Source organism: Paenibacillus sp. LjRoot153, assembly GCF_964253085.1.
Taxonomy (GTDB): Bacteria; Bacillota; Bacilli; order Paenibacillales; family NBRC-103111; genus Paenibacillus_E.
Genome location: NZ_CAXUQH020000001.1, coordinates 1,796,811 through 1,819,931, shown reverse-complemented (window position 1 = coordinate 1,819,931; position 23,121 = coordinate 1,796,811). Strand labels below are relative to the sequence as shown.

24 protein-coding genes and 1 other annotated feature are annotated in these 23,121 nt (G+C 45.5%); of the genes, 11 read left to right on the top strand and 13 right to left on the bottom strand.

All coding sequences use genetic code 11. The annotated features are described in order from the left end of the window. Positions 1–34: 34 nt before the first annotated feature. Positions 35–262 (bottom strand): small, acid-soluble spore protein, alpha/beta type, encoded by a 228-nt coding sequence (locus ACSQ8P_RS08030; RefSeq protein WP_436234705.1) that lies wholly within the window; start codon positions 260–262, stop codon positions 35–37. Positions 263–414: 152 nt separating this feature from the next. Between ACSQ8P_RS08030 and ACSQ8P_RS08025 the strand changes: the two genes are divergently transcribed. Beyond that, positions 415–600, top strand: a complete 186-nt coding sequence (locus ACSQ8P_RS08025) for a DUF5325 family protein (protein ID WP_436234704.1) — start codon at positions 415–417, stop codon at positions 598–600. A gap of 60 nt (positions 601–660) precedes the next feature. Here the strand turns inward: ACSQ8P_RS08025 and trpS are convergent, their stop codons facing one another. After that, positions 661–1,644 (bottom strand): tryptophan--tRNA ligase, encoded by a 984-nt coding sequence (trpS, locus tag ACSQ8P_RS08020; RefSeq protein ID WP_436234703.1) that lies wholly within the window; start codon positions 1,642–1,644, stop codon positions 661–663. Positions 1,645–1,717: 73 nt separating this feature from the next. Beyond that, positions 1,718–1,988: a binding site (T-box leader), on the bottom strand. Positions 1,989–2,214: 226 nt separating this feature from the next. On the opposite strand from trpS, the gene ACSQ8P_RS08015 reads away from it, so the two are divergent. Then, positions 2,215–3,267: a permease gene (locus ACSQ8P_RS08015; protein WP_436234702.1), complete on the top strand. Its 1,053-nt coding sequence runs from the start codon at positions 2,215–2,217 to the stop codon at positions 3,265–3,267. Positions 3,268–3,394: 127 nt separating this feature from the next. Here ACSQ8P_RS08015 and ilvD read toward each other — a convergent pair whose 3' ends face one another. From ilvD to ACSQ8P_RS07985, 6 genes are all read right to left on the bottom strand, one after another. Next, the gene (gene ilvD, locus ACSQ8P_RS08010) at positions 3,395–5,080 is read right to left on the bottom strand and encodes a dihydroxy-acid dehydratase (protein WP_436234701.1); all 1,686 of its coding nucleotides are present in this window, start codon (positions 5,078–5,080) and stop codon (positions 3,395–3,397) included. 131 nt (positions 5,081–5,211) lie between these two features. Next, entirely contained in the window at positions 5,212–6,198 is a 987-nt protein-coding gene (locus tag ACSQ8P_RS08005) for an ABC transporter permease (protein WP_436239477.1), read from the bottom strand. A gap of 10 nt (positions 6,199–6,208) precedes the next feature. After that, the gene (locus ACSQ8P_RS08000) at positions 6,209–7,726 is read right to left on the bottom strand and encodes a sugar ABC transporter ATP-binding protein (RefSeq protein WP_436234700.1); all 1,518 of its coding nucleotides are present in this window, start codon (positions 7,724–7,726) and stop codon (positions 6,209–6,211) included. Positions 7,727–7,798: 72 nt separating this feature from the next. Further along, a complete protein-coding gene (locus ACSQ8P_RS07995) occupies positions 7,799–8,890 on the bottom strand; it encodes a sugar ABC transporter substrate-binding protein (protein WP_436234699.1) in 1,092 nt (363 codons plus the stop codon). 169 nt (positions 8,891–9,059) lie between these two features. Continuing rightward, a complete protein-coding gene (gene rnhA / locus ACSQ8P_RS07990; protein ID WP_436234698.1) occupies positions 9,060–9,707 on the bottom strand; it encodes a ribonuclease H in 648 nt (215 codons plus the stop codon). A gap of 1 nt (position 9,708) precedes the next feature. Further along, complete coding sequence (locus ACSQ8P_RS07985; RefSeq protein WP_436234697.1) at positions 9,709–10,242, bottom strand: hypothetical protein; 534 nt, start codon at positions 10,240–10,242, stop codon at positions 9,709–9,711. Positions 10,243–10,362: 120 nt separating this feature from the next. On the opposite strand from ACSQ8P_RS07985, the gene ACSQ8P_RS07980 reads away from it, so the two are divergent. Further along, on the top strand, positions 10,363–10,599 hold the full coding sequence (locus ACSQ8P_RS07980; protein ID WP_056613391.1) for an alpha/beta-type small acid-soluble spore protein: 237 nt from the start codon (positions 10,363–10,365) through the stop codon (positions 10,597–10,599). Between the two features lie 76 nt (positions 10,600–10,675). Here ACSQ8P_RS07980 and ACSQ8P_RS07975 read toward each other — a convergent pair whose 3' ends face one another. Further along, positions 10,676–11,671: an ABC transporter substrate-binding protein gene (locus ACSQ8P_RS07975; protein WP_436234696.1), complete on the bottom strand. Its 996-nt coding sequence runs from the start codon at positions 11,669–11,671 to the stop codon at positions 10,676–10,678. A 185-nt stretch (positions 11,672–11,856) separates the two neighbouring features. On the opposite strand from ACSQ8P_RS07975, the gene ACSQ8P_RS07970 reads away from it, so the two are divergent. Genes ACSQ8P_RS07970 through ACSQ8P_RS07960 form a run of 3 tightly spaced genes read left to right on the top strand, consistent with a single transcriptional unit; the run spans position 11,857 to position 14,788 of the window. Continuing rightward, positions 11,857–12,879, top strand: a complete 1,023-nt coding sequence (locus ACSQ8P_RS07970; RefSeq protein WP_436234695.1) for a FecCD family ABC transporter permease — start codon at positions 11,857–11,859, stop codon at positions 12,877–12,879. Then, positions 12,876–13,925 carry a FecCD family ABC transporter permease gene (locus ACSQ8P_RS07965; RefSeq protein WP_436234694.1) on the top strand — a complete coding sequence of 350 codons (1,050 nt, stop codon included), beginning with the start codon at positions 12,876–12,878 and terminating at the stop codon, positions 13,923–13,925. Before ACSQ8P_RS07970 ends, ACSQ8P_RS07965 begins: the two co-directional genes overlap by 4 nt. 32 nt (positions 13,926–13,957) lie before the next feature. After that, positions 13,958–14,788 carry an ABC transporter ATP-binding protein gene (locus tag ACSQ8P_RS07960; protein ID WP_436234693.1) on the top strand — a complete coding sequence of 277 codons (831 nt, stop codon included), beginning with the start codon at positions 13,958–13,960 and terminating at the stop codon, positions 14,786–14,788. 36 nt (positions 14,789–14,824) lie between these two features. On the opposite strand, the gene ACSQ8P_RS07955 is transcribed toward ACSQ8P_RS07960, so the two are convergent. Then, the gene (locus ACSQ8P_RS07955) at positions 14,825–15,184 is read right to left on the bottom strand and encodes an O-methyltransferase (protein ID WP_436234692.1); all 360 of its coding nucleotides are present in this window, start codon (positions 15,182–15,184) and stop codon (positions 14,825–14,827) included. A 289-nt stretch (positions 15,185–15,473) separates the two neighbouring features. Between ACSQ8P_RS07955 and ACSQ8P_RS07950 the strand changes: the two genes are divergently transcribed. Beyond that, entirely contained in the window at positions 15,474–16,733 is a 1,260-nt protein-coding gene (locus ACSQ8P_RS07950; RefSeq protein WP_436234691.1) for a methyl-accepting chemotaxis protein, read from the top strand. 62 nt (positions 16,734–16,795) lie between these two features. On the opposite strand, the gene ACSQ8P_RS07945 is transcribed toward ACSQ8P_RS07950, so the two are convergent. Continuing rightward, positions 16,796–18,604 carry a M3 family oligoendopeptidase gene (locus tag ACSQ8P_RS07945; RefSeq protein WP_436234690.1) on the bottom strand — a complete coding sequence of 603 codons (1,809 nt, stop codon included), beginning with the start codon at positions 18,602–18,604 and terminating at the stop codon, positions 16,796–16,798. A gap of 156 nt (positions 18,605–18,760) precedes the next feature. Here ACSQ8P_RS07945 and ACSQ8P_RS07940 point away from each other — a divergent pair, with 156 nt between their 5' ends. Genes ACSQ8P_RS07940 through ACSQ8P_RS07930 form a run of 3 tightly spaced genes read left to right on the top strand, consistent with a single transcriptional unit; the run spans position 18,761 to position 20,310 of the window. Continuing rightward, positions 18,761–18,925, top strand: coding sequence for a YycC family protein (locus tag ACSQ8P_RS07940; RefSeq protein ID WP_436234689.1), 165 nt, complete (start codon positions 18,761–18,763; stop codon positions 18,923–18,925). Positions 18,926–18,927: 2 nt separating this feature from the next. Further along, the gene (locus tag ACSQ8P_RS07935; protein WP_436234688.1) at positions 18,928–19,173 is read left to right on the top strand and encodes a hypothetical protein; all 246 of its coding nucleotides are present in this window, start codon (positions 18,928–18,930) and stop codon (positions 19,171–19,173) included. Between the two features lie 27 nt (positions 19,174–19,200). Further along, positions 19,201–20,310, top strand: a complete 1,110-nt coding sequence (locus ACSQ8P_RS07930; protein ID WP_436234687.1) for a GGDEF domain-containing protein — start codon at positions 19,201–19,203, stop codon at positions 20,308–20,310. 66 nt (positions 20,311–20,376) lie between these two features. On the opposite strand, the gene ACSQ8P_RS07925 is transcribed toward ACSQ8P_RS07930, so the two are convergent. Together ACSQ8P_RS07925 and ACSQ8P_RS07920 are read right to left on the bottom strand one after the other, a co-directional pair. Next, the gene (locus ACSQ8P_RS07925) at positions 20,377–21,078 is read right to left on the bottom strand and encodes a DUF2225 domain-containing protein (RefSeq protein WP_436234686.1); all 702 of its coding nucleotides are present in this window, start codon (positions 21,076–21,078) and stop codon (positions 20,377–20,379) included. 46 nt (positions 21,079–21,124) lie between these two features. Then, positions 21,125–21,454 carry a globin gene (locus tag ACSQ8P_RS07920; protein ID WP_436234685.1) on the bottom strand — a complete coding sequence of 110 codons (330 nt, stop codon included), beginning with the start codon at positions 21,452–21,454 and terminating at the stop codon, positions 21,125–21,127. 428 nt (positions 21,455–21,882) lie between these two features. Here ACSQ8P_RS07920 and ylbJ point away from each other — a divergent pair, with 428 nt between their 5' ends. Then, entirely contained in the window at positions 21,883–23,121 is a 1,239-nt protein-coding gene (gene ylbJ, locus ACSQ8P_RS07915) for a sporulation integral membrane protein YlbJ (protein ID WP_436234684.1), read from the top strand.

The window sequence follows — 23,121 nt, the reverse complement described above, 5'->3', positions numbered from 1 at the left end:
TCGGGTATGCTAGTACGGAGACAAATTGTCTAAGTTAACGGAAGTTAGACCCAGATTGCCCCGCGAGCGATTGCTCAGCAATTTGTACCAAGCGGCGAGTAATCGCACCACCAATGGAACCAGTGTCACGAGTTGCCATGTTTCCATAGTAACCGTCTTGAGGAATTTGGATGCCCAGCTCTTGAGCTACCTCATATTTCAATTGATCTAAAGCTTGATTGGCTTGCGGAACTACCAGTGTGTTGCTACGAGATTGTGCCATCAGGATCGTACTCCTTTCAGTCAGCTATAATCTTTGATGTATTTGCAAGCTTGCAAAGATAGTATGTGGAGGAAATGAATTTATATGCACAGCGCTCAAAAAAGTTTAATATAAGAAGATGTCATGAACTTCAAGAAAGTAGGTCACCTATAATGAGTAAACCACTCGCTCTCCTATTCGCAGTTGTTGGTACGCTGCTGCTCGCTTGTATTTCCCTATTCATTGCTCTACGCGAACCTTGGATGGTGCTCCTCTTCTCCCTCATTTCGTTAGGGTTTATCGGTTACGGCTTCGCAATGAAAGCCAAAATGCGTCGGAAAAATACACCTTCCGAATGATAAAAAAGCTCAAATCCCACACATCGGGACTTGAGCTTTTTTAAATTGTAGAAGATAAGCTTAGCGAACAATAAAGCCCATCCGTTTCTTTACCTCAAGCAGCGTTTGATTCGCCACTTCGGCAGCTTCGTCCGCACCTTTTTTCAAAATGTCAAAAATGGCTCCCGAACTGCGAATCTCACGATAGCGCTGCTGGATAGGCTCCAGAACAGAAACGATGTGTTCCGCCAGTTCCTTTTTGAAGGGACCATAACCTTGCCCCTCATATCGAGCCTCAATCTCCGCTAAACTCATCTCTGCAAAGTGAGAGTAAATCGACATCAGATTACTAACCTCAGGTTTATTCTGAGGATCATACTTCACTTCACGCCCGGAATCCGTAACGGCACGACTAAGCTTTTTACGAATTACATCTGGCTCGTCGAGCATTGCGATGTAACTTCCAGCATTTGGACTGCTTTTGCTCATCTTCTTGGAAGCATCATCTAGTGACATAATGCGGGCGCCCACCTCAGGCATATATGGCTGTGGCATTACAAACATATCTCCGAAACGGTTATTAAAACGGTTAGCCAAATCACGCGTGAGCTCCAAATGCTGTTTTTGATCATCTCCAACAGGTATAAGATCTGCATTATATAACAAAATGTCTGCTGCCATTAGGGATGGATACGTGAACAAGCCCGCGCCCACAGATTCCTTGCCTTCGGACTTATCTTTAAATTGTGTCATGCGCTCAAGCTCGCCCATATGCGTCAGCGTCGTCATAATCCAGCCTAGCTCTGCATGTGCGTGAACATGGGACTGCAGGAAGACAGAAGCCTTATTCGGATCTAGACCCGAAGCAATGTATAACGAAGCAATGGACTCCGTTTGTTCGCGGAGCGCCGCTGGATCCTGCGGCACTGTGATCGCATGCATATCGACCACCATAAAATAACAGCGATGCAGTTCTTGCAGCTTAACAAAGTTGCGAAGTGCGCCAATATAATTGCCAATCGTCAGCTGACCGCTGGATTGCATGCCTGATAGTACACGTTTCATTCCAAAAAACCTCCTATTATCATACGGATTTTCAATGTAACCAGTAAAAAAGACAACAAAAAGGCCTCCCTCCGCAAGGGACGAGAGACCGTGGTACCACCCTAATTTGTCTACCTACATAACCCAAGTTATGTGCATGTAAACCTTCAGGCTCTGATAACGGAGAGCTACCGTTAAGCATAATTAACTGTAAGCTTCTTCCGGCCTAGGTTCCGGTAAATCCTCACAGTGTTCAGCTTCAAGCTCAAGGATCCATTCGGTCTGCTTGTTTCACCGGTTCGCACCAACCACCGGCTCTCTGAGAAACGGGAGACAAACGTACTTGTTCCTATCATCGCAATTGATTTCCTATTATTATACACGCTTAAGTAGCAATGTCAATCAAGGACATTGTCCTAGATAGCCCAGCATGTACATAGGATAGTTACATACCAATTCCTTCGGCAAAGGGGTGTCATTGCATTGTCCTCAACTCTATACCGCTGGAGCCTTCCTGCCTCCACGGTGATTTGCGTGTTTCTCTTGTTTCTGATTGTAACAACAAGACAACTCCCCCCTATGGGGATGGTCATGGAACCTATCAGCCATGTCTTTATGGCTTTTATGGACATCTTCTTAGATGCGCTTCCATTCATGATTCTCGGTGTACTGCTATCTACGATCGTAGAAAACTTCATTCCTGAGGGAGTCATTGGGCGAATAACACCCAAACATCCCCTCGGCGGCGTCTTATTCGCCTGTGCGCTGGGGATTATGTTTCCTCTGTGCGAGTGTGGCATGATCCCTTTCGTACGCAGGCTGATGCGCAAAGGCATGCCGGTCTACATCGCTGTCATTTTCATTCTAGTGGGACCTATCCTTAACCCCATTGTCTTTGCTTCCACTTGGATGGCTTTCCGCGGCAATCCAGCTATGGCCTATTCTCGTATGGGGCTCACCTTTGGTGTTGCGCTTGTGATCGGCTTCCTGCTCACGCGTTTCCTCAAGAGCAATCCATTGCGGCACCCAATTGAGCCTGCAGCAGCAAGCTTGACACATCGCCATAACCACGCACATGGAAGCCAACACATCGACCAGTATGATCTTCATCACAGCCACGATCACGATCACGATCACGATCACGATCACGATCACAAACACGACCACAGTCATGCTCATGATCATAGTCACAATCATGGACATGACCATCATGGCCACAATCACTCCCACGGCGGTAGCCGCCTCATGACGATGGTCAGCCACGGCTCCTCCGAGCTATTCGAGATGAGCAAGTACTTGATGCTAGGCGCCTTGCTGACAGCTCTGATACAGACATTTGTGGCACAGGACAGCCTGAGTGCGATCGGCCAAGGTGCTTTCATCTCACATGTGTTCATGATGGGCTTCGCTTACCTGCTCTCCTTATGTTCAACGACAGATGCCTTCGTCGCGGTCTCCTTCGCCAAGTCATTCTCACCTGGCTCTCTGCTCGCCTTCTTAGTATTCGGCCCTATGATCGATGTGAAAAGTACATTAATGATGCTTTCGATTTTCAAGGCACGATTTGTATTAACGCTTTCGGTTGTCGTAGCGATTACGGTTCTGACAGGTTCATTGTTGTTTATGCACTTTTTTCTTGCATAGCGGCTGGCTATTAGTCTGAAGAACACGCTACATCTGGCAGCATTTTCGCCTCATATGATTACAATAAAAAGCCCTCCTCCCACCAACGTTTCCGTTGCATGAGAAGAGGGCTGTTGTCTTATATCAATTAGATTTTCAAAATAGCACCGGCACTAGCGTTTGTTACCATTTTGGTGTAACGAGCCAAGTAGCCAGAAGTAATCTTCTGTTGGAAACCTGTCCATGTCTCACGACGTTTCGCAAATTCTTCATCGCTGATTTGCAATTCAATTTTGCGTCCATCCATGTCTACGTCGATGATGTCGCCATCATGTACGAAAGCAAGTGGTCCACCTTCAGCAGCTTCTGGGGACATATGTCCAAGCGAGATCCCGCGGGATGCGCCGGAGAAACGTCCGTCGGTGATCAAGGCAACTTTCGCGCCCAGACCCATACCTACGATTTGGGACGTTGGTGCCAACATTTCTGGCATACCAGGTCCACCTTTCGGTCCTTCGTAACGAATGACAACAACGTGTCCTTCTTTTACTTTACCGTTTGCGATACCGTACAAAGCTTCGTCTTGGGAGTCGAAACAGATCGCTGGACCAACGTGACGTCCGCCAACGGACTTATCAACGGCACCAACTTTTACGATACTGCCTTCTGGAGCCAAGTTACCGAACAGAACAGCTAGACCACCGCGCTCACTGTGTGGGTTCGTAAGTGGACGAATCACGTCAAAGTTCTGAATTTCACGTCCAGCCACATTCTCGCGAAGTGTTTGTGCTGTAACGGATAGACAATCACCGTTGAAAGCACCTGGTTTTTTGAGCAACTCATTAATTACCGCACTCACACCGCCTGCCAAATGCACATCTTCGATGTGGTAATCGGATGCTGGAGCAATTTTCGCAAGGTGAGGAACGCGCTCTGCTACTTCGTTAATACGAGCGATCGGATACTCGATACCCGCTTCAGCCGCGATAGCCAATGTGTGAAGAACCGTGTTCGTGGATCCTCCCATCGCCATATCCAAAGCAAATGCGTTATCAATCGCATCAATCGTTACGATATCACGCGGCTTGATGTCTTTCTCGATCAGAACCATCAATTGTTTCGCGCAATCTTTAACGAATTGCTTACGCTCTTCAGCAACAGCAAGAATTGTACCGTTACCCGGCATTGCAAGTCCAAGACCTTCAGCTAGACAGTTCATGGAGTTCGCTGTGAACATACCGGAGCATGATCCACAAGTTGGACAACCATATTGTTCTAGCTCTTCAAGGCCAGCTTCATCCAATTTACCCGCTTGGAAAGCACCAACGCCTTCAAATACGGAAGAAAGGGAAATCGATTTACCGTTTTTATCTTTACCAGCTTTCATCGGTCCACCGCTTACTAACATCGTTGGGATGTTAACGCGGAGAGCACCCATGATCATACCCGGTGTAATTTTATCACAGTTAGGAATACAGACCATGCCATCAAACCAATGCGCGTTAACTACTGTTTCTAAGGAATCCGCAATAATCTCACGGCTTGGCAAGGAATAACGCATCCCGATATGCCCCATCGCAATACCATCGTCAACACCGATTGTGTTGAACTCGAATGGAACACCGCCTGCTTCGCGAATCGCTTCTTTCACAAGCTTACCAAATTCTTGCAAATGAACGTGTCCAGGAATAATGTCTATATAAGAGTTACAAACCGCAATAAACGGCTTGCCGAAATCTTCCTCTTTAACGCCGGCTGCACGTAGTAAGCTACGGTGTGGAGCGCGGTCGAAACCTTTTTTAATCATGTCACTACGCTGTTTTGGATGTGCCATACTTTATTCCTCCTAGAATTCATATCTGTTATGAAAACAATGAAACTATCATACCACACTTCTCGTAAAATTTCTCACTTTAGTGTGATACAGTGCCAATGTGCTAGGAAACAACCTACTTTTCAACATTTTCAAGCTTTACGCCGATTCAAATGAACGAAAGTAATCGCTAGCGCCAAAACGAGCACGCCGCCTTTCACAATGTCGAACCCGAAATATGGAACATTGAGCATGGTGAGTCCATTGAGCAATACGCCGATCAATACAGCGCCGAAGAATGTTCCGATGACATTAGGTTTCCCTGCACCTAAAACGGAGTACCCCACGAATACAGAAGCAACAGCTTCCATCAACAATGGCGCCCCTGCATCAATTTGTCCAGAACCAACACGAGATGCATACAGGATGCCCCCGAAGGCTGCAAAAATACCAGAAAGAACATAAGCAGCGAAGCGGATTTTGTTCACAGAAATACCAGATAAACGCGCTGCTTCGCGATTGCCTCCCGTGATATACAGTTGGCGTCCCCAACGCGTATAAGTAAGAAACACATGAACCGCAATAACGGACACAATCATAAGAATAACAGGGACAGGAATACCTAATAGTTTCCCTTGACCGATCCATAGAAACTCAGGTGAAAACTTCCCTGGAGCCACAGTTCCGTCCTGAAATCTCATATTATTATAGATTGAAAAGCCTTTGGTATATGTCTTCTGGACACCGCCGATAATATACATGACAGCCAACGTTGCTAGCAAATCCGGAATACGGACTCTGACAATGAGCAGGGAATTTATAATACCGATGACCGCTCCAATAACGAGAGGAACAAGAATAACGAGAACGAGCGGTTGTTCATACCAGACCATCATGGCTGCCGCAGCAACCGTGGATAAAGAAACCGTCGAGCCTACGGACAAATCAAAACCGTCCACAATTTGAGATAACGTCACACCGATCGCAACAAACATGACAATCGAGATCGAACGTAAAATATCCGCGATATTGTCATACGTCATAAAGTTCTCATTGATGATGGAAAATACGATAAGAACAAGTGCAATGATGAACAGGGCACCATATTTAAATGAGAAATCCAAGCTTTTTTCCTTCAAGCTATTCAACTTATTCAGCCTCCCCCGCGCTCGCATACGTCAAAATGAGATCCTGTGTCGCTTCCGCGCGGGACAGCTCCTTCACCACAGACCCATAGCTCATTACGATGATGCGATCGGCAATTCCTATAATTTCATTGAGTTCACATGATAAATAAATGATCCCCTTGCCTTCCGATGCCAATTGACCAATTAAGCGGAAAATATCACTTTTCGCACCAACGTCGACCCCTTTGGTCGGCTCATCAAACATGTACACATCAGCGTTCGTTGGGAGCCATTTCCCTACGGCTACCTTCTGCTGATTCCCGCCGCTCAGATGCTTCACCGTGCGATTGGGATCGCTTGGCTGTACGCCTAGCTGGCCCACCATTTTTACGGCGTGGGCATTTTCCTCGCTTCGCTTCACAAAGCCAAGCGTACTCAGCTTACGCAAAATCGGCAGCGACAGATTACGCTTCACGGTCTCCTCCACGAGGATCCCTTGCTTGCGGCGCTCCTCGGGCACAAGCGCGATGCCGGCGCGCACGGCATCTTCCGGCTGGCGCAGCGCGAGCTTGCGCCCGTCCAGCCACACCTCGCCGCCGTCCGCGGCGTCGGCGCCAAAGATCAGCCGGCTCAACTCCGTTTTGCCGGCGCCGACCAACCCGACGACGCCGAGGATTTCCCCTCGGCGGAGTTCAAAGGAGACGCCGCGCACCTTGGTGCCGCGGCGCAGCTCCTTCACCTCGAGGAGAGTACTGCCAATGGGAACATTGGCTTTGGGGAACTCCTCGGTGAAGGTTTTACCTAGCATCGCCTCGATCACGCCTGCGATGTCCATAGTTGTGGCCGCCTGCGTGAGCACGTGGCGGCCATCGCGCATAATCGTGATCCGGTCAGCGACACGGAACACTTCTTGCAAGCGATGGGAGATAAAGATAACCCCCACTCCCTCTTGCTTGAGACTGTCCATTATGCGGAACAGCCGATCAGACTCGTCCAAGCTGAGCGGTGCCGTCGGCTCATCGAAAATAATGATCTTCGCTTTATGGGCCATTGCCCTAGCAATCAACACCAGCTGCTTCTGCGAAATGCTGAGCTCGTCCAGCTTGCTCCGTACGGAGAAGCTCGCTCCCATCTTGGCTAGAATAACCTCGGCTTCCTTATGCAGCTTCCGCCAATTTACCCAAGCGTCTCCTTGGACAAGCTTATCTATCATGACATTTTCCGTTACGGTCAACTCAGGCACCAAGGCTGTATCCACTTCTTGATACACGCAATACACGCCTTGTCCCATGGCATCCTTAGGTGTTCGGATGTGAAGTGGTTGATTGTTAATAGAAAGCGTTCCTGCATCATGCGTATAGGCCCCTGATAAAATCTTCATCAAAGTGCTTTTACCAGCACCGTTAGCCCCTAGCAAGGCATGGATTTCTCCCGCCTGTAAGTCAAAATCAACCTCCTGCAGCGCTTTTACACCCGGGAAGGATTTCGTTATTCCCCTCATTTGCAATAATGAAGGTAAGGAAGTCTGTTCCTTCGGCATCTTTTTCCACCTCGCTTATCAATCTGAAAGTCCCATCGCATAATAGTAGCGATGGGACTGCATAGGAGAACTTTATTTTTTTTCTGCTGCTTTCATCCAGTCCGTATAGCCTTGTTCGCTTCCGCCCCAGCCTTTTACGTACTCGCTAAGCTGTGTTGTGTTGATTTGCTTGTCCTTCGGAAGTTGATCTCTGGATACATAAACTGGATCAAGAACCACTTTCTCAGGCGTTTGATCGCCATGCAGCTTTTGATACAGGTAACGAACTTGTACACGACCAATATCTTTCGGATCTACCGCAGAGGAAGCTACCCATGGGCTTTTCGGATCTTGTAGAAGCTGCAAATCTTCATCACTTAAGTCGATGCCGTAAACCTTGATTTCTGTACGTCCAGCTTGTTGAATTGCGCGGGAAGCCCCTTTTGCGAACTCATCCCATGCCGTCCAAACAGCTGTGATATCACCTTTGTTCGGATATTTCTTCAAAATGGCTTCCATTTGTGTTTGAGTATCTAATGCCGGATCCTTCGCTGTTCCGAAAGCGGCAATTTCTTTAATGTCAGGATATTTCTTTTGGAAAGCTTGGTAAGCCAGTTGTCTGCGCTCCATTGGTGCAAAGCCAGCTACCCATACTTTAACGATATTACCTTTACCGCCAGCATCTTTAGCAAGCTGTTCAAGCGTTGCATCAGCCATCTTCTGATCGCCCTGCTCCAAAGAAGTTACACCTGGAACTGTCAGGATGGAATCAAAGCTAACAACAGGAATCTTCTTCTCGATCGCTTTCTTCACACCAGCTTCTAGGGCTTCAGCCGTACCATGATCGACGAGAATACCGTCGAATTTCTGATTAATCGCTGCATCTAAGTTAGAAGCCATTTTCGCTAAGTCTGTATCTGCTGCGAAAACCGTAACTTTACCGCCTAGCTTTTCTACTTGTTCTTTCACACCCTCAACATATTGTGAAGAAAACGTTCCTGTATTGAATTGCATAATAAGTGCAATTTTCTTTCCAGCTAAGTTAGAAGCACTTGCAGTTGCTGTAGTCGCTGTAGTCGCTGCAGGTGATGCTCCTGCGCTGCTGTCTTTTTGTCCGCAAGCGGCTAGTACACTTCCTACTAAAGCTAAACTAATAAAAACGTTAAGTAATTTGGTTCTTTTCATGAATTTCCCTCCCGATAATCATCGCTCTCTGTATTTCCTACTATTTTAATCAGAATATTATGCCGAGTCATTTAGTAGGAATTACTGTATATTAGCATTAGAGGGGATTTTCGTCAATATATTATGATATTTTTCGACATTTTCGTTTGAGCGTTCGAGATGAACTGAATTACTTCCTGCCAAAATCCGCCTTGATTTCGCCCCATTTTTTCGTATCCCATTTGACGATTTTATTCGTGTAGGTATTCGTATGCAGCCATTTCAATGCGCGATCCACCAAGGTCCAAATTTCTTCCGTAGATGCATCTCGAACCAAATTTGTCGATACTTCCTTTTTGCGAATCCAACTTAGTGCTGTAACTGAATCGGTATAAATGGTTTGCTTACTGCCTTTTTTCTTTAGGTAAGCTAGTCCGTGCACGATGGCAAGAAATTCACCTAGGTTATTCGTCCCTTTCGAGATCGGCCCTTGATAGAAAATGATTTCTCCAGTCCGCGTATCCACGCCCTTATACTCCACGATTCCTGGGTTTCCTGAGCAGCCTACATCCACAGAAATACTATCATAGTCCACCTCAGGTGCTGACTCAGGAGTTGCTGTCTTTTTGCCAGCTGCTGAACCTCCAGTGCCTTTACCTGCGAAATTAAGTGATTTCTGCCAGCCCTTCTCAAGTGCTTGACGCGCTTCACTTTCGGATTCATAAGATTTGAATTTCGCTTGCGGATACCCGTTCGTCTGGGCTTGGCATTCTGCCCATGAACGATACACACCTGGCTTGTGCCCTACCCAAACCACATAAAATTTCACTGCTGCCATATTATTCACTCCGTATTTTAAGATGTAATTGCTCTACCAGCTCTTCGACAACCTTCACCGTATCCTGAAAATACGGGCGGTAATCCAAATCGGCGATAAACCGAAGATACGTTTCACCAATGTCTACAATTTGCTGGCGATATTCACGACTAGGAATGACATGTGTCTCTAACTCGCGGTACGAACCGTTCGAACGTTCTTCTACAGAAGAGAGCTCGAGCTGTTCATCCGCCAGATGTCGCACAACGAATGAGAAACCTCTGCACTCCGGATCACCGCAGCCGCAAACGAAGAAAGGCATCTGCTCCCACTGATCGGCGGGAGCGAAGCGATTCGGGGCTGTGTCATTCAGCGCGCTGTATAATAAAGCAGGCAGACCAACATCAATGCATAAAGGTTCTTCAATAATCAAACTATCATCCACAGACATATGAACATCCGCTTGAATGATTTGCAGATCTTTATCTAAGGACCAGCCCTTAATTGCTAGTTCAAACATGCTTTCTCCCCACTTTCCCGACTTCCATTTTTTCATTATAACAAAGTCGAAACATTCCTGCTTTTACGCTTTTATAAAAAGGATTAAATTCCCAAAAAAATAATGAGTAATATTAACAAAATTGTTCATACTACCTATTACTGGAGGTGATATCAGATGGCTACAGGACAATCTCGCAGCAGTAACTCCTTAGTAGTTCCTCAAGCTTCATCAGCCCTAGACCAATTGAAGTATGAAGTTGCTCAAGAATTGGGCATCCAAATTCCTCAAGATGGCTACTATGGTTATATGACGTCTTATGACACAGGTTCTATCGGAGGCAGCATCACTCGTCGTCTCGTTCAAATTGCTGAGCAACAACTTGCTGGAACAAGCAATAAATTCAGCAGATAATTTCGCTCCAAAATACTTAAGCAACAAAAGGGCCTTCATCCGGGTAGATACTCGGAGAAAGCCCTTTTTTTTCAACTTATTTAATGTCGTAGATTTTGTACAAATCATCCAACATGATGTTTGCTGATCGAACTCCGCCGCCCGTATTCCAAGTAGCATCATTTACTTTGACTAATTTATTTTCTTTCACCACTTTTAGATTTTTCCAAAGCGGATCATTCATCCATTCTTGCTCTTGCTTGTTTCCTTTGCCATCACCGGTTTCATACGTAAAGTAGAATACGCGATCTGCGGCATCCAGCTCAGTTAAACGTTCTTTGGTAATGTCTTCGAAAGATTTCTCATTACTTTTTGCATCCGAACGAGCGAAACCAAGCTGTTTGAAGATAACGCCCGAGAACATGTCATCATAGTAATATCTCGTTTTACCACCCATAAACCGGATGACAGCTACTTTTTCCTTCAGCTTATCGCCTGCTTTTGCTTTGAAATCATTAATTCGTTTATCGAAGCTAGCGATCACAGTGTCGCCTTCCGCCTTCTTATTCAACGCATCTGCATACAAACTAAAGTTGTTCTTCCATTCACCACGCAGCGTTTCCGAGAAAACCGTCGGCGCAATGGCTTTCAATTGCTCATATACTTTCTCTTGACGAAGCTTATTACCAATAATTAAATCAGGCTTCAGTGACGCGATAACTTCCAAATTCGGTTGTCCTTCGACACCTACTGTTGTAACACCTTGCATGTCCGCTTTAAAATGTTCAAACCAAGGATTGCCATAGAAGGATTCAACAGCTCCAACCGGCTTAATACCTAGAGCAAGTAAAGCTTCTGTTCCTTCATTCGTCAAAATAACAACACGTTTGGGATTCGCAGGTACAACGGATTCCCCCATAGCGTGTTTAATTGTACGCGGAGCATCTGCTTTCGCAGTTTCTTGCGGTGCTGCAGAGGCAGACGACTTCGTTTCTGCTTTCTCTCCACATGCAGTTACAATCATACTAAGAACAAAGAGACATGCAATTAGAGCCCACGCTCTTCCAAACGCATGGTGTTTTTTACTAAACATAATAATGGTGTTCCCCCTAGTTGACTTTTAATGTGATAACGATTCTCATTCTCTAGCACATAGTACTAGAATAGCACCTTATTTGTCAACACATTTGATAATGATTCTCATATTCGTTGACTTCGAGTACGGTTAACTTTAAAATATATGAAGCAAGAAAGGTAGGAAGGAAGCAGGTAACCATCATGCATACATCAGCGACAGAGCGGCTCTCTCATTTTTATAAAAGTATCGGTTTACTAGCAGCCGTTTGTGTTCTACTTATACTCATACTTAGCAGTGTCCGATTCGGCCTCAAAACGTATTCCTGGGATCAAATCATCACTTCTTTTGATCCTTCTGACAAACCAACAAATGAATCGATTATTATTCAAACTGTACGAATACCTAGAGCTTTGATTGCCGCACTCGTTGGCGGCAGTTTGGCCGTCGCTGGTGCACTTATGCAAGCGATGACTCGAAATCCACTCGCTTCGCCGAGCATTTTCGGAATTAATTCTGGGGCTGCATTTGCTATTGTTGTAGCTGTTAGCTTTTTCAACATATCCAGCCTAACGCAATTTACATGGGTTGCTTTTTTTGGTGCTGCCGTGAGTGCTACATTGGTCTATGGGCTTGGATCGCTAGGACGCGACGGCTTAACACCCATGAAGATCACACTCGCAGGCGCTGCGATGACGGCCTTTTTCGCTTCACTCACACAGGGGATATTGTTAGGTAATGGCAAAGCCTTCGAACAAGTACTCTACTGGCTTGTAGGTTCTGTCGAAGGGCGTACAATGGCTATGCTGCAATCCGTGTATCCTTATATGCTGCTCGCTTGGATCGGAGCGATCCTGCTATCCCCCCACATCAATGTCTTATCCATGGGTGATGATATTGCCAAAGGATTAGGACAACAAACCGTATACATTAAACTAATTACTGCACTCATCATTATTATTCTTGCTGGCGGTTCTGTGGCTGTTGCCGGTCCGATTGTGTTCGTCGGTCTCATGATCCCTCATATTGTTCGCTTTCTTGTCGGAATTGACTACCGATGGGTCATTCCCTATTGCGCTGTGCTAGGCGGTATTCTGTTAGTAAGCGCAGATATTGGGGCTCGCTTTATTATTATGCCGAAGGAAGTCCATGTCGGTGTGATGACAGCTATCCTTGGTGTTCCTTTCTTCATCTACATCGCACGCAAAGGGGGACTCCTGAAATGAGTACTTCTAAGCGAGATATTACGATTCGAAGCAAAAGTTACTCTTTTTTAATAAACAAAAAAGCCATCATCATCACGCTATCTCTATTCCTTGCTGTCATCCTAATGATGATTATAAGCACAGGTGTCGGCAGTATTACGATCAAACCTTTGAATGTCGTAAAGGCCGTATTCGGCTATGGAACGGATTCAAGTACGATGATCGTTCGCTCATTACGTTTGCCTCGTGTCATTGTAGCTGTTCTAATCGGCGCATCTTTAGGGGTAGCCGGCGCTATTCTACAAGGGATCGTGCGCAACCCGCTGACATCACCGGACACGATTGGAACAACAGGCGGTGCAACGTTAGGCGCTGTAGCTTTCTTCTTTTTTTTCTCAGATAAACTAAGTATTCATTGGCTGCCGGTCGCAGCTATACTAGGGGCATTCCTCGCAACCTTACTGGTTTACCTCTTTTCTTGGAAAAATGGCATCACACCGCTGCGACTCGTCCTCATTGGGACTGGGCTTACAGCTGCGATGAGCGCAGTCTCTTATCTCATGATGCTTACAGGCCCTATAGTACTGGCTCAACAATCACTAACTTTTATGACTGGCAGTATCTATGGCGTATCTTGGGCCAAAGCGGTTTATCCCTTGCTCCCTTGGGTGGCTGTGCTGATACCCGTTATTTTCTTCTATGCGCGGCACATTACAATCCAGTCCCTAGGAGAGGATATTGCACAGAGTGTTGGAAGCCATGTACAGCGTCAACGGTTTCTGTTAATTATGCTTAGTGTTGCCTTGTCCGGAGCGGCTGTTGCCTTTGGAGGTGCGATAAGCTTCATCGGGCTTATGGCCCCGCACATTTCACGAAAACTTGTCGGACCTAGCTTCGGCTCCTTGATTCCTGTTTCTGCACTCGTTGGATCTCTACTGTTGCTGCTTGCAGACTTAAGTGGTCGTTTCCTGTTCAAGCCACTCGATATACCAGCAGGTGTATTTACGGCAGCCATTGGCGCACCTATTTTCATCTACGTCCTATATCGCAGTAGGAATCGGGGATAACCCGCATGTCTACGAAAAAGGAGAACGAGCTTATGACAACCTCAGACCAAGCACTCGAAGCCCAAACGCTTCAATTGACATATGGCGATACTACAATTTTCCAAAGCTTAAATCTGCAAATCCCAAAGGGTAAAATAACCGTATTTATCGGCAGCAACGGCTGTGGAAAATCCACACTGCTCCGCTCACTTGCTCGACTTATGAAGCCAACCTCAGGCAGCATACTATTGGACGGTCATGTGATCGCTAAGCTCTCGACCAAAGAGATTGCACGACGAATGGCCATCTTGCCTCAAGGGCCTACAGCGCCAGAAGGTCTCACGGTCAGACAACTTGTCAAACAAGGGCGCTATCCTTATCAAAGTTGGTTGCAGCAATGGAGCCAAGAGGATGAAAACAAGGTCATGAAAGCACTCGAGCTAACCGATATGCTAGATGTTGCCGATCGGACCGTAGATTCACTCTCTGGCGGACAACGCCAACGCGCGTGGATCGCGATGACATTAGCGCAGGACACACCTACATTACTCCTAGATGAACCAACCACTTATCTCGATCTTACGCATCAGATTGAGGTATTGGACTTATTATTCGAACTGAATGAGAGAGAACAGCGTACGATTGTCATGGTTCTGCATGACATTAATCTTGCTTGCCGTTACGCGCACCACATTGTCAGTATCAAGAAAGGCTCTATTTATGCGGAAGGAAAGCCAGAGGACATTGTAAATGCGCCTTTGTTGCGTGAGGTGTTTGATATGGATTGTCAGGTAACAACCGACCCGATCTTCGGAACACCGATGTGCATTCCGTATGGCAAGGGCCGCGTACTGCGCCAAAAAGAACCCCAATCACAATTGTGATCGGGGTTCTTCCTCCTAATAGAAAGGGTATAAGTGCTAAATCGTTCGTGCGAATGTAGCCATATTATAATTACTTTCGAACATGATACTTATTGAAATAACATTTTTTCTTACAGCGAAGTCGAACATAATTTCCCCATGCGTCCAGCTCTTCTTACGCTTAAGTGACTCGATTGCCATTTGACGAAACGTTTGGAATTGTATTTCTGTTAGCCCTGCCTTTGCAGCAGGTAATACACCCTCTGAGCTTTCAAACGGCAAATGTTTAATACCAAATTTGCCAATCTCATTGTTGCGAATATGAACAAACACTGTACCTGAGTTCACATGAGAAAGCTCATCTTTAATCTTACGAAATACCACATCGATTTGTCTCGCGAGTGTAAACTGTTCCAATTTTGTATTACTCCTCCTTAAATTATGTATATTTACTAATTATGTTAATTTTGTGACTGTAGACCTATTATACCTAGACGATTTACATAATTCAACAGTTTATTTCCAATATTTGAATAATTCTCTATATTCTTTATATTTAATCTTTATAATTTCCAAACTTCTTGTAAATACCGAACGATTGTTGTCGAAAAACTGTAGAATGTTTCCATGTTCGGTGATATAATTTTCAAATACACCTATTATTTTTCTCCATAAGTAAACAAATTTTGCAGAGGAGTCGATCGGATTGGAACAAATCTCATCCTTATCGTTTAGAAAGAAATTACAACTTGGTTGTTTTGCACTAATTGGTTTAAACTCGCTATTCATGTTAATTGTAACTTTCGCCTCAGACTGGAACCGCTTACTTGGCATTATTTTCCTAGTCATTATCGTAGCTGGAAGCTTTCCCTTCATCCGTTGGTTTGAAGGTCAACTTACGGAGCCAATCGATGGTATCTCCCGGATTGCCCTTAACATTTCCAAAGGGGACTTCTCTCAAAAGGTCGCAATCACGTCTGACGACTCACTAGGTCAACTGGGCCAATCCTTTAACAAAATGATTGACAAACTCCGCGATATTTTACGTGATACAGGTTCTATTTCGAAGCAGGTTTTCCAGACAAGCCGTGATATTTATGTGAAGAATGAAAGCTTTCGTACCGTTCTTGAGCAAGTGAGTATTTCGGCCCATGAGCTAGCTGCTGGTGCGGGACAAATCTCCGAGGAGATCTCGGGCGTATCCATCACTTCCAAAGATATTGAAGTGAAAATCGTCAATTATGCTGGATCTGCCCAAGAAATGAAACACCGTTCGGATCTAATGATGACCCTCGTAGAAAAAGGACGCACATCGGTTGAAAGCCAAGGCGTCGGCATGAAACGAAATGTAGAAGTAACTAGACAGGTTTCAGATACAATTGATATGCTTGCTCGCCAAGCCGCTGGTATTACGAGCGTTACACGCTCCATTTCCGAGATTGCTGAGCAAACGAACCTGTTGTCCCTCAACGCATCCATTGAGGCTGCTAGAGCCGGTGAACACGGCCGAGGCTTCGCTGTCGTAGCACAAGAAGTACGTAAGCTTGCTGAAGAATCCACTTCCCTTACACGTGAAGTTTTCGGATTCGTAAAAAGTATTGAGCAAGGTATACAAGACGCGATTCGCAGCATTCAAGTCAATGAAGATGTCGTTAAGAAACAAACGGTCTTAATCGATCAAACGGAAATTGTATTTGCTGAGATTGTTGGCAGTGTTGGCTTTATTTCAGAGGAAATTACACGATTTGCAGAAGAAAGTGAAAGCATGCTGCAAAGCTCCGGACAAATCGCTGCAGCGATGGAAAATATTTCAGCCATCACAGAAGAGTCCGCGGCTGGTACGCAAGAAGTGTCTGCTTCCATGAATGAGCAAATTTCAACCGTACAGGGCATCGTCACGCAAGCGGAAGAAATGACGCGGGTTGTAACTCAGTTGCAGCAAACCATTCAAATATTTAAGCTATAATACATAAAAGAAACAGCCCCTCAGAGCCTTCTATGAGGGGCTGTTTCTTTGTTCTATACTTACTACACACGTACCTTCGATTCGGTTAGCTCCATGAACTGCTTCACATCTTGCGCAGCCATGTCAACAGCACTTTGCCAGAAATCAGGCTCCGTGAGATCCACGCCTAAATGCTTTTGCGCTAGCTCCTCTACGTTCATACTACCTGTATCTCGTAGCAAGGAGATGTACTTGTCTTCGAAGGTAGCACCTTCCTGCACGGCTCTTGCATAAATGCCAGCAGAGAACATGTATCCGAAGGTATACGGGAAATTGTAGAATGGAACATCCGTCGCGTAGAAATGCCCCTTCGCTGCCCAGAAATGCGGATGGTAGCTGCTTAATGCATCTCGATAAGCAAGCTTTTGCGCTTCGACCATGAGCTCATTAAGGCGTTCTACGCTGACTAAGCCTTGACTGCGTTCAGCATAGAAGTTCGTCTCAAAAATAAACCGCGCATGAATGTTCATGAAGAACGCGATAGCCCGCTGGATTTTATCCTCAAGCAATACAATGCGCTCATCATCTGTCGATGCACTCTTCACGACAGCATCTGCTACGATCATTTCAGCAAAGGTAGAAGCTGTCTCTGCTACATTCATCGCATATTCCTGCGCGAGCGCCGGCATATCCGTCATGACATGCTGATGGTAGCCATGGCCTAGCTCATGAGCGAGCGTAGAGACGTTATTTAACGTCCCGCCATACGTCATGAAGATTCGCGTCTCACCGGCAAGCGGGAATGAGGTACAGAAGCCGCCAGGGCGCTTTCCAGGGCGATCCTCTGCTTCGATCCAGCGCTTCTCGAAAGCTTCTTCAGAGAAGGCAGCAAGCTTCGGACTAAACCGCTTGAACTGATCAATGATCAGACTCGCACCCTCGTCATAGGAAATCTTCTTGGATGAATCGCCAAGCGGCGCATCCACGTCAACCCAAGCCAGCTTATCAACGCCAAGCAGCTTCGCTTTTCGATTTAGATACTCCACGAAAAGTCCCTTATTGCGGTCAATGACGTCCCACATCACGTTCAATGTCTTTTCTTCCATGCGGTTGATTGCAAGTGGTTCTTTATGTATGCTTTTCCAGCCTCTTGCCTTATAAACTTGAAGACGGAAGCCAGCCAAGTGATTTAATGCTTCTGCACAGTATTCTTCTTTATCCGTCCATGCTTGTTCCCATTTATCAAATAGGTCTAAACGTTCTTCACGATTCTCGGTATGCAGCTTATTAAAAGCTTGACCTGCGGATAATTCAACCTGCTTACCATCGACTTCAACAGCCATGCTGAATTGACCTACGGTCGAATTATACAAATCGCTCCACCCATGATAGCCATCTACGGCCAAATCATTAATTAAAGCTTCTTGCTCAGGCGGGAGCTTCTCTTTAGCCAGTGCGCGACGTTCATCGAGCGAAAAGGCGATAGCTTGAAAGGGCTCTTGTTGCAACACGGCTGCCCATACCTGATCTGGGACTCCTGTCAGAATCTGATCAAAATGAGTAAGGGAAGATAAGTGCTCGGCATATAAGCTTTTGACTTGCCCACTTAACACAGGTGCTTTCTTATCCTTCTGATTGTCCGCTTGCAAACACCCCACGAAGGAATCTGCCTCGTGAATATGCATCACATTATGCTGAAGCAATTCAATCAATTGTGCCAGCGACGAGGTATCCTCTACGCTTTGCGGAGAAGCTGTACGACGTACTTGCTCTTGAAAAGATGCAATGGACTCCTGAAGCTTCTTCAGGTGTGCAGCGAATGCAGGAGAATCACTTCCTCCAGGGAAAAATGTTTCAAGATTCCATGTTTGATTAAGAGGTAATGTTAACAATGCGATCACCTTTCCTTTCCACTATTAATTAAATCATATCCACTAGCCATTCGCCAACTATCCACATCTTCCTCATTGCTTCTCTTCAAAAAGTATGATTCAATTATGTATAGTTCCTTCGGACTAAATCGGAACAGGATGGGTGATTTCTTAATAATGAAACCGTTACAAATTTCTCCTGAAACCGCTGTTAAGTTAGCTGAGCAGCTTAAAGTACCTTTAGAACATCTCATGCATATGCCACAACATATTCTTCTTCAGAAATTAGCAGAGCTCGCGAAAAGCACATCGTCAGACACGAGCGACTCGGAATCGAAGTAGCCTTGATACCTTTTGCTAACACCTGGCCTTATGACATCATCATGAAGGACATTTACGTGGCCCAATGTCCATTCTGTCTAAGCTCAAATGTCTTGCTGCCGCTCAAAATCCATGAGCTCGACTCCATACACCAAGGTAAGAAGAAACTGCTTGTCTTCCCCTGTTGTCATAACAAATTGACACTTGTGGACACAGATCGAGATTATTTACTAGCGGACACCGCGGTACGAAATAAACATAATTCGTAGTTCATTGCAAGGAGCAAACGAACCTTTATGAATGAGTACCTCATTCCTTTGACAAGCGCATGTACATTAGTGACCTTAAATTATTTAGCCTTGAAGGTTCATAGCAAGATGTTAATTGATTCGCACGAACATCTATTTGCTTCATTGCTTACAGGGTTAGCCAGCATCGTCATGATGCTGGTTCCACTTCCAGAGACATTCGGCTTAATCGATCTTCGTTCGTTACCCATCTTCATGGCCGGATTGCGATATGGATTACCTGTTGCCCTCTTCTCAACCATATTGCCTGCTGGTTCTAGTCTTATCTCACAAGAAAATCAAGCCTGGTTCATCATCGCACAAGACCTCATTGCCCCAGCCTTCATTAGCTCCTTTTTCCATAACAAAGAATACCGCAATGGCTTCTTGGACATTCCTATTCGACTTGCCCTGCAAATATGTGGTTTCGTATTCATTATGCGCTTACTTTCCCACAGCTTCCTGGAACGCAGCTTATCTTGGTCCTATACGCTTGATCAATTGTTCATGTTTGCCATTACGTCCGCCACCCTCTTCATGATCATCATTATGGTGAATGACGAGAACAACAATTGGCGACTGCAACGCAAGCTTGAAATGCAGGCGAATCAAGATGGATTAACCAAGTTGCCCAACTTAAGAAGCTTTATGCCCATCGCTCAGAGTACCCTACATAAGCGTAATGTATCTATCATGATGATTGATCTCGATAATTTCAAGCTGTATAACGATCGATTCGGACATTTAGAAGGGGATCAATTACTCCAAGAAGTAAGCTCTGTTCTACGTCATTTGATTCATGAGCAAGATTACCTTGCGAGGTATGGGGGAGAAGAATTTATTCTGCTCTGTACAGAAACAGACCCTGCTCGAGTCCTTAGCTACGGCCAAACCTTATGTACCTCCATTGCGGAATTATTTCTCTATAAAAAGAACGGATTGGAAGCGGCCCCCATCTCCATTTCCATCGGGATCTCAACATCTGACTCTCCACACATGGATCTTAAAACACTGATATCGGAAGCTGATCATGCCCTTTACCAGTCCAAGCATACCGGCAAAAACCGTCCCACGCTATTCAAACATCAACAGGGAATCGCACAAAAAATGAACGCTTAACCATCCGGTAGGATACCGTATTATGGCTAAGCGTTCATTTTGTTTTCTTGCCTATCTATTCTGCCATTACGTAGCTTGTTTCATCTCATCCGGCAGTTCTAAACGCATAGCGAGCATATCTTCACGAGTTGTCACCCATTGTTCACGACTAGCCCTAATCATCCCGGCGTCCATAATCTTACGATCATTAATGATCCGCGAAAACCATTTGACAGCATCTGTAAAACGTTTTAATCTCCGGTTCAGCTCACCCATTAGATACATAAGCTTCGCATTATTCAAATCCATACCTTCGGTTTCGAAGACATTCACATAGGCCTCTAGCGCAAATGAGAGGAAACGTTCTTCTTGCTCCCAGTCACCTTTAATCCGGTAAAGCCAAGCCAAATGATGCAATAAACCAGCAACCACACGTGACTTCTCATTTTTGATTTGGGCACTTAGAAGCGCTAGCTTAAAGCACTGAAGAGCATCTTCCCACGTTCTCTCCTTGCAATAATCGCGCATCGACCAGTTCTGAGCTACTTTTTCATGGAATATGGCTCGTTCCCCTGAAGTCCATTTATCCGAGAAGTTCTCCGTATGGGCATAACCGCAAAAAGGACAGATCCGCACAACGTAGTAATCTGGATTAATATCTTTATAGTGAAGACAGAAATCCGTATCTGATTTACTTGCCTTCTTGAAGCTAGGTCGAACCTTCTTCGACTTAAACGTATTGGTACAATAGGTGCATGTCACTGATATTTCATATAAGGGTTCGACCACTTGAAATCCCGCCTTTTTCCCTAATTAATGTGGAAGGAAGAACGGACTAGTCTTCCTCAGGTGTGTTGATGAAATGATAGGCAGAACCTCTAAGCCGTTCTATGAGAAAAGCCTGTAAATCATCCGGCATGCCTATGTCAGCCATCGCTTCTGTCATACAAGATAACCATGCATCCGCACGCTCTCTTGTAATCGGAAAAGGCATATGCCTAGCTCGCATCATCGGATGACCATGGCGATCGGAGTACAAGGTTGGGCCACCGAAAAATTGGGTCAGAAACAACGTCTGTTTCTCTATTACTGGGTCTATGTTAGCTGGAAAAAGCGGCGAAAGTAACGGGTGCTGCTGTACTTTCGGATAGAAGGCCTCTACCAAACGACTTACCGTCTCCGCCCCCCCATTAACTCAAATATGGTTCTGTTTTTGCTCTCTGACATACAAAGGAACCTCGCAATTCATATTCAATAGTTCTCTAAATCCTCGTCCCCTGCGTGCATGAGCGTTTCTCGAATGACAAACACGAACATACAGACAACCAATCCGGCAATGACACCTGTCATTTGAATCACTCCCGACGTATAGGATTTAAGTTTAAGTTTTACTAGTTCTATTTTACCATAAAAACAAGGACTGAACAGTCCCATGGACCAAAATATACAGACACTCAGTCCTACTTGGACGTGGGTGTTTACCACATAAGAAATTATGTGAAACATATATAACCTACTATTTCAAGAATTTCGGGACGGCATGTATGTCCAAGCTTATTCATATAGTTGAATAAGAGGAGGTATCTACCGTCTATGCCGAAACAAAACTTCACCCCGGCCTTACTTATATCATTTGTTATTATAGCCATCATTGTATGCTTAGTCCTGTTCCCTCATGACGGGTTTCAAGCTGCTTTGCGCGGCGTTTCCATTTGGTGGGATGTGCTCTTCCCAGCTCTATTCCCATTCTTCGTCATCTCCGAAATTATGCTTGGCTTCGGAATCGTTCATTTCTTCGGCACACTGCTTGATCCAATGATGCGTCCCGTTTTCCGTATCCCTGGGATTGGCGGTTTCGTGATGGCTATGGGTTTTGCTGCCGGCTACCCTGTCGGTGCAAAGCTAACAGCGCAGCTCTGGGAACAGAAGCTGGTCAACCGGGAAGAAGGTGAACGGCTTGTTGCATTCACAACAAGTTCGGATCCGATATTTCTGATCGGAGCCGTTTCGATTGGATTTTTCCACGACGCATCATTAGCTTTTATTTTAGCCATTGCCCATTACGGAGGTTCTTTCATTATTGGCCTCGTCATGCGGTTTCATGGCAGGAAGGCGTTACCCACACCTCAACCACTTAAGGAAAGAGGTCCTGTATGGAAGCAAGCCTTTGAGACTATGCACAACGCGAGAATACAGGATGGAAGACCTCTAGGGACGTTGTTAAGTCAATCTATTGTGCAATCTTTGCGTTTAATGTTCGTTGTAGGTGGACTTGTTGTCTTCTTCTCGGTTGTTCTTGAGGTCCTCACTTCTGCTCAGGTGATGAATGTTTTCTACATGCTGATCACTACCCTCTTAACGATCACGGGCTTACCGCATGAACTCTCGCAAGCCATCATGAATGGGTTGTTCGAAGTTACACTCGGCGCTAAAGCTGCAGGTGGTGCCCCCGCTGAGATAGCCCTTTCCAGTAAAGTCGCGATAGGCGCCTTCATCCTCTCCTGGGCCGGCATGTCCGTGCATGCTCAAATCGTCAGCTTGTTAAGCCATACAAACATGCGCTATCTTCCGTTCTTGTTTGCCCGCCTCCTCCATGGCATTCTCTCTGCTGCTATTGTTCTCCTGATTTGGGAGCCTATGCAGCGATTTCGAAGTCCCCAGGCTGTATTCTTGCCGTACTATGAGGCGAATTCACCCCTTTTGAGCTATCTAAAACTTATCTTTCCGATAAGTGCGATGGTCTTTGTTGGTGCTTTTGCTGTCATCATGAGTCTCTTCTTCGCATATTCCTTACTTAGACTGGTGTATGAAAAGGTTGGTGGAACAAGATAA

Excerpts from the sequence above, each read along its gene's own strand:
- ACSQ8P_RS08030 (WP_436234705.1), bottom strand. The coding sequence starts at position 262 with ATGGCACAATCTCGTAGCAACACACTGGTAGTTCCGCAAGCCAATCAA.
- ACSQ8P_RS08025 (WP_436234704.1), top strand. The coding sequence starts at position 415 with ATGAGTAAACCACTCGCTCTCCTATTCGCAGTTGTTGGTACGCTGCTG.
- trpS (WP_436234703.1), bottom strand. The coding sequence starts at position 1,644 with ATGAAACGTGTACTATCAGGCATGCAATCCAGCGGTCAGCTGACGATT.
- ACSQ8P_RS08015 (WP_436234702.1), top strand. The coding sequence starts at position 2,215 with ATGGAACCTATCAGCCATGTCTTTATGGCTTTTATGGACATCTTCTTA.
- ilvD (WP_436234701.1), bottom strand. The coding sequence starts at position 5,080 with ATGGCACATCCAAAACAGCGTAGTGACATGATTAAAAAAGGTTTCGAC.
- ACSQ8P_RS08000 (WP_436234700.1), bottom strand. The coding sequence starts at position 7,726 with ATGCCGAAGGAACAGACTTCCTTACCTTCATTATTGCAAATGAGGGGA.
- ACSQ8P_RS07995 (WP_436234699.1), bottom strand. The coding sequence starts at position 8,890 with ATGAAAAGAACCAAATTACTTAACGTTTTTATTAGTTTAGCTTTAGTA.
- rnhA (WP_436234698.1), bottom strand. The coding sequence starts at position 9,707 with ATGGCAGCAGTGAAATTTTATGTGGTTTGGGTAGGGCACAAGCCAGGT.
- ACSQ8P_RS07985 (WP_436234697.1), bottom strand. The coding sequence starts at position 10,242 with ATGAAAAAATGGAAGTCGGGAAAGTGGGGAGAAAGCATGTTTGAACTA.
- ACSQ8P_RS07980 (WP_056613391.1), top strand. The coding sequence starts at position 10,363 with ATGGCTACAGGACAATCTCGCAGCAGTAACTCCTTAGTAGTTCCTCAA.
- ACSQ8P_RS07975 (WP_436234696.1), bottom strand. The coding sequence starts at position 11,671 with ATGTTTAGTAAAAAACACCATGCGTTTGGAAGAGCGTGGGCTCTAATT.
- ACSQ8P_RS07970 (WP_436234695.1), top strand. The coding sequence starts at position 11,857 with ATGCATACATCAGCGACAGAGCGGCTCTCTCATTTTTATAAAAGTATC.
- ACSQ8P_RS07965 (WP_436234694.1), top strand. The coding sequence starts at position 12,876 with ATGAGTACTTCTAAGCGAGATATTACGATTCGAAGCAAAAGTTACTCT.
- ACSQ8P_RS07960 (WP_436234693.1), top strand. The coding sequence starts at position 13,958 with ATGACAACCTCAGACCAAGCACTCGAAGCCCAAACGCTTCAATTGACA.
- ACSQ8P_RS07940 (WP_436234689.1), top strand. The coding sequence starts at position 18,761 with ATGAAACCGTTACAAATTTCTCCTGAAACCGCTGTTAAGTTAGCTGAG.
- ACSQ8P_RS07930 (WP_436234687.1), top strand. The coding sequence starts at position 19,201 with ATGAATGAGTACCTCATTCCTTTGACAAGCGCATGTACATTAGTGACC.
- ylbJ (WP_436234684.1), top strand. The coding sequence starts at position 21,883 with ATGCCGAAACAAAACTTCACCCCGGCCTTACTTATATCATTTGTTATT.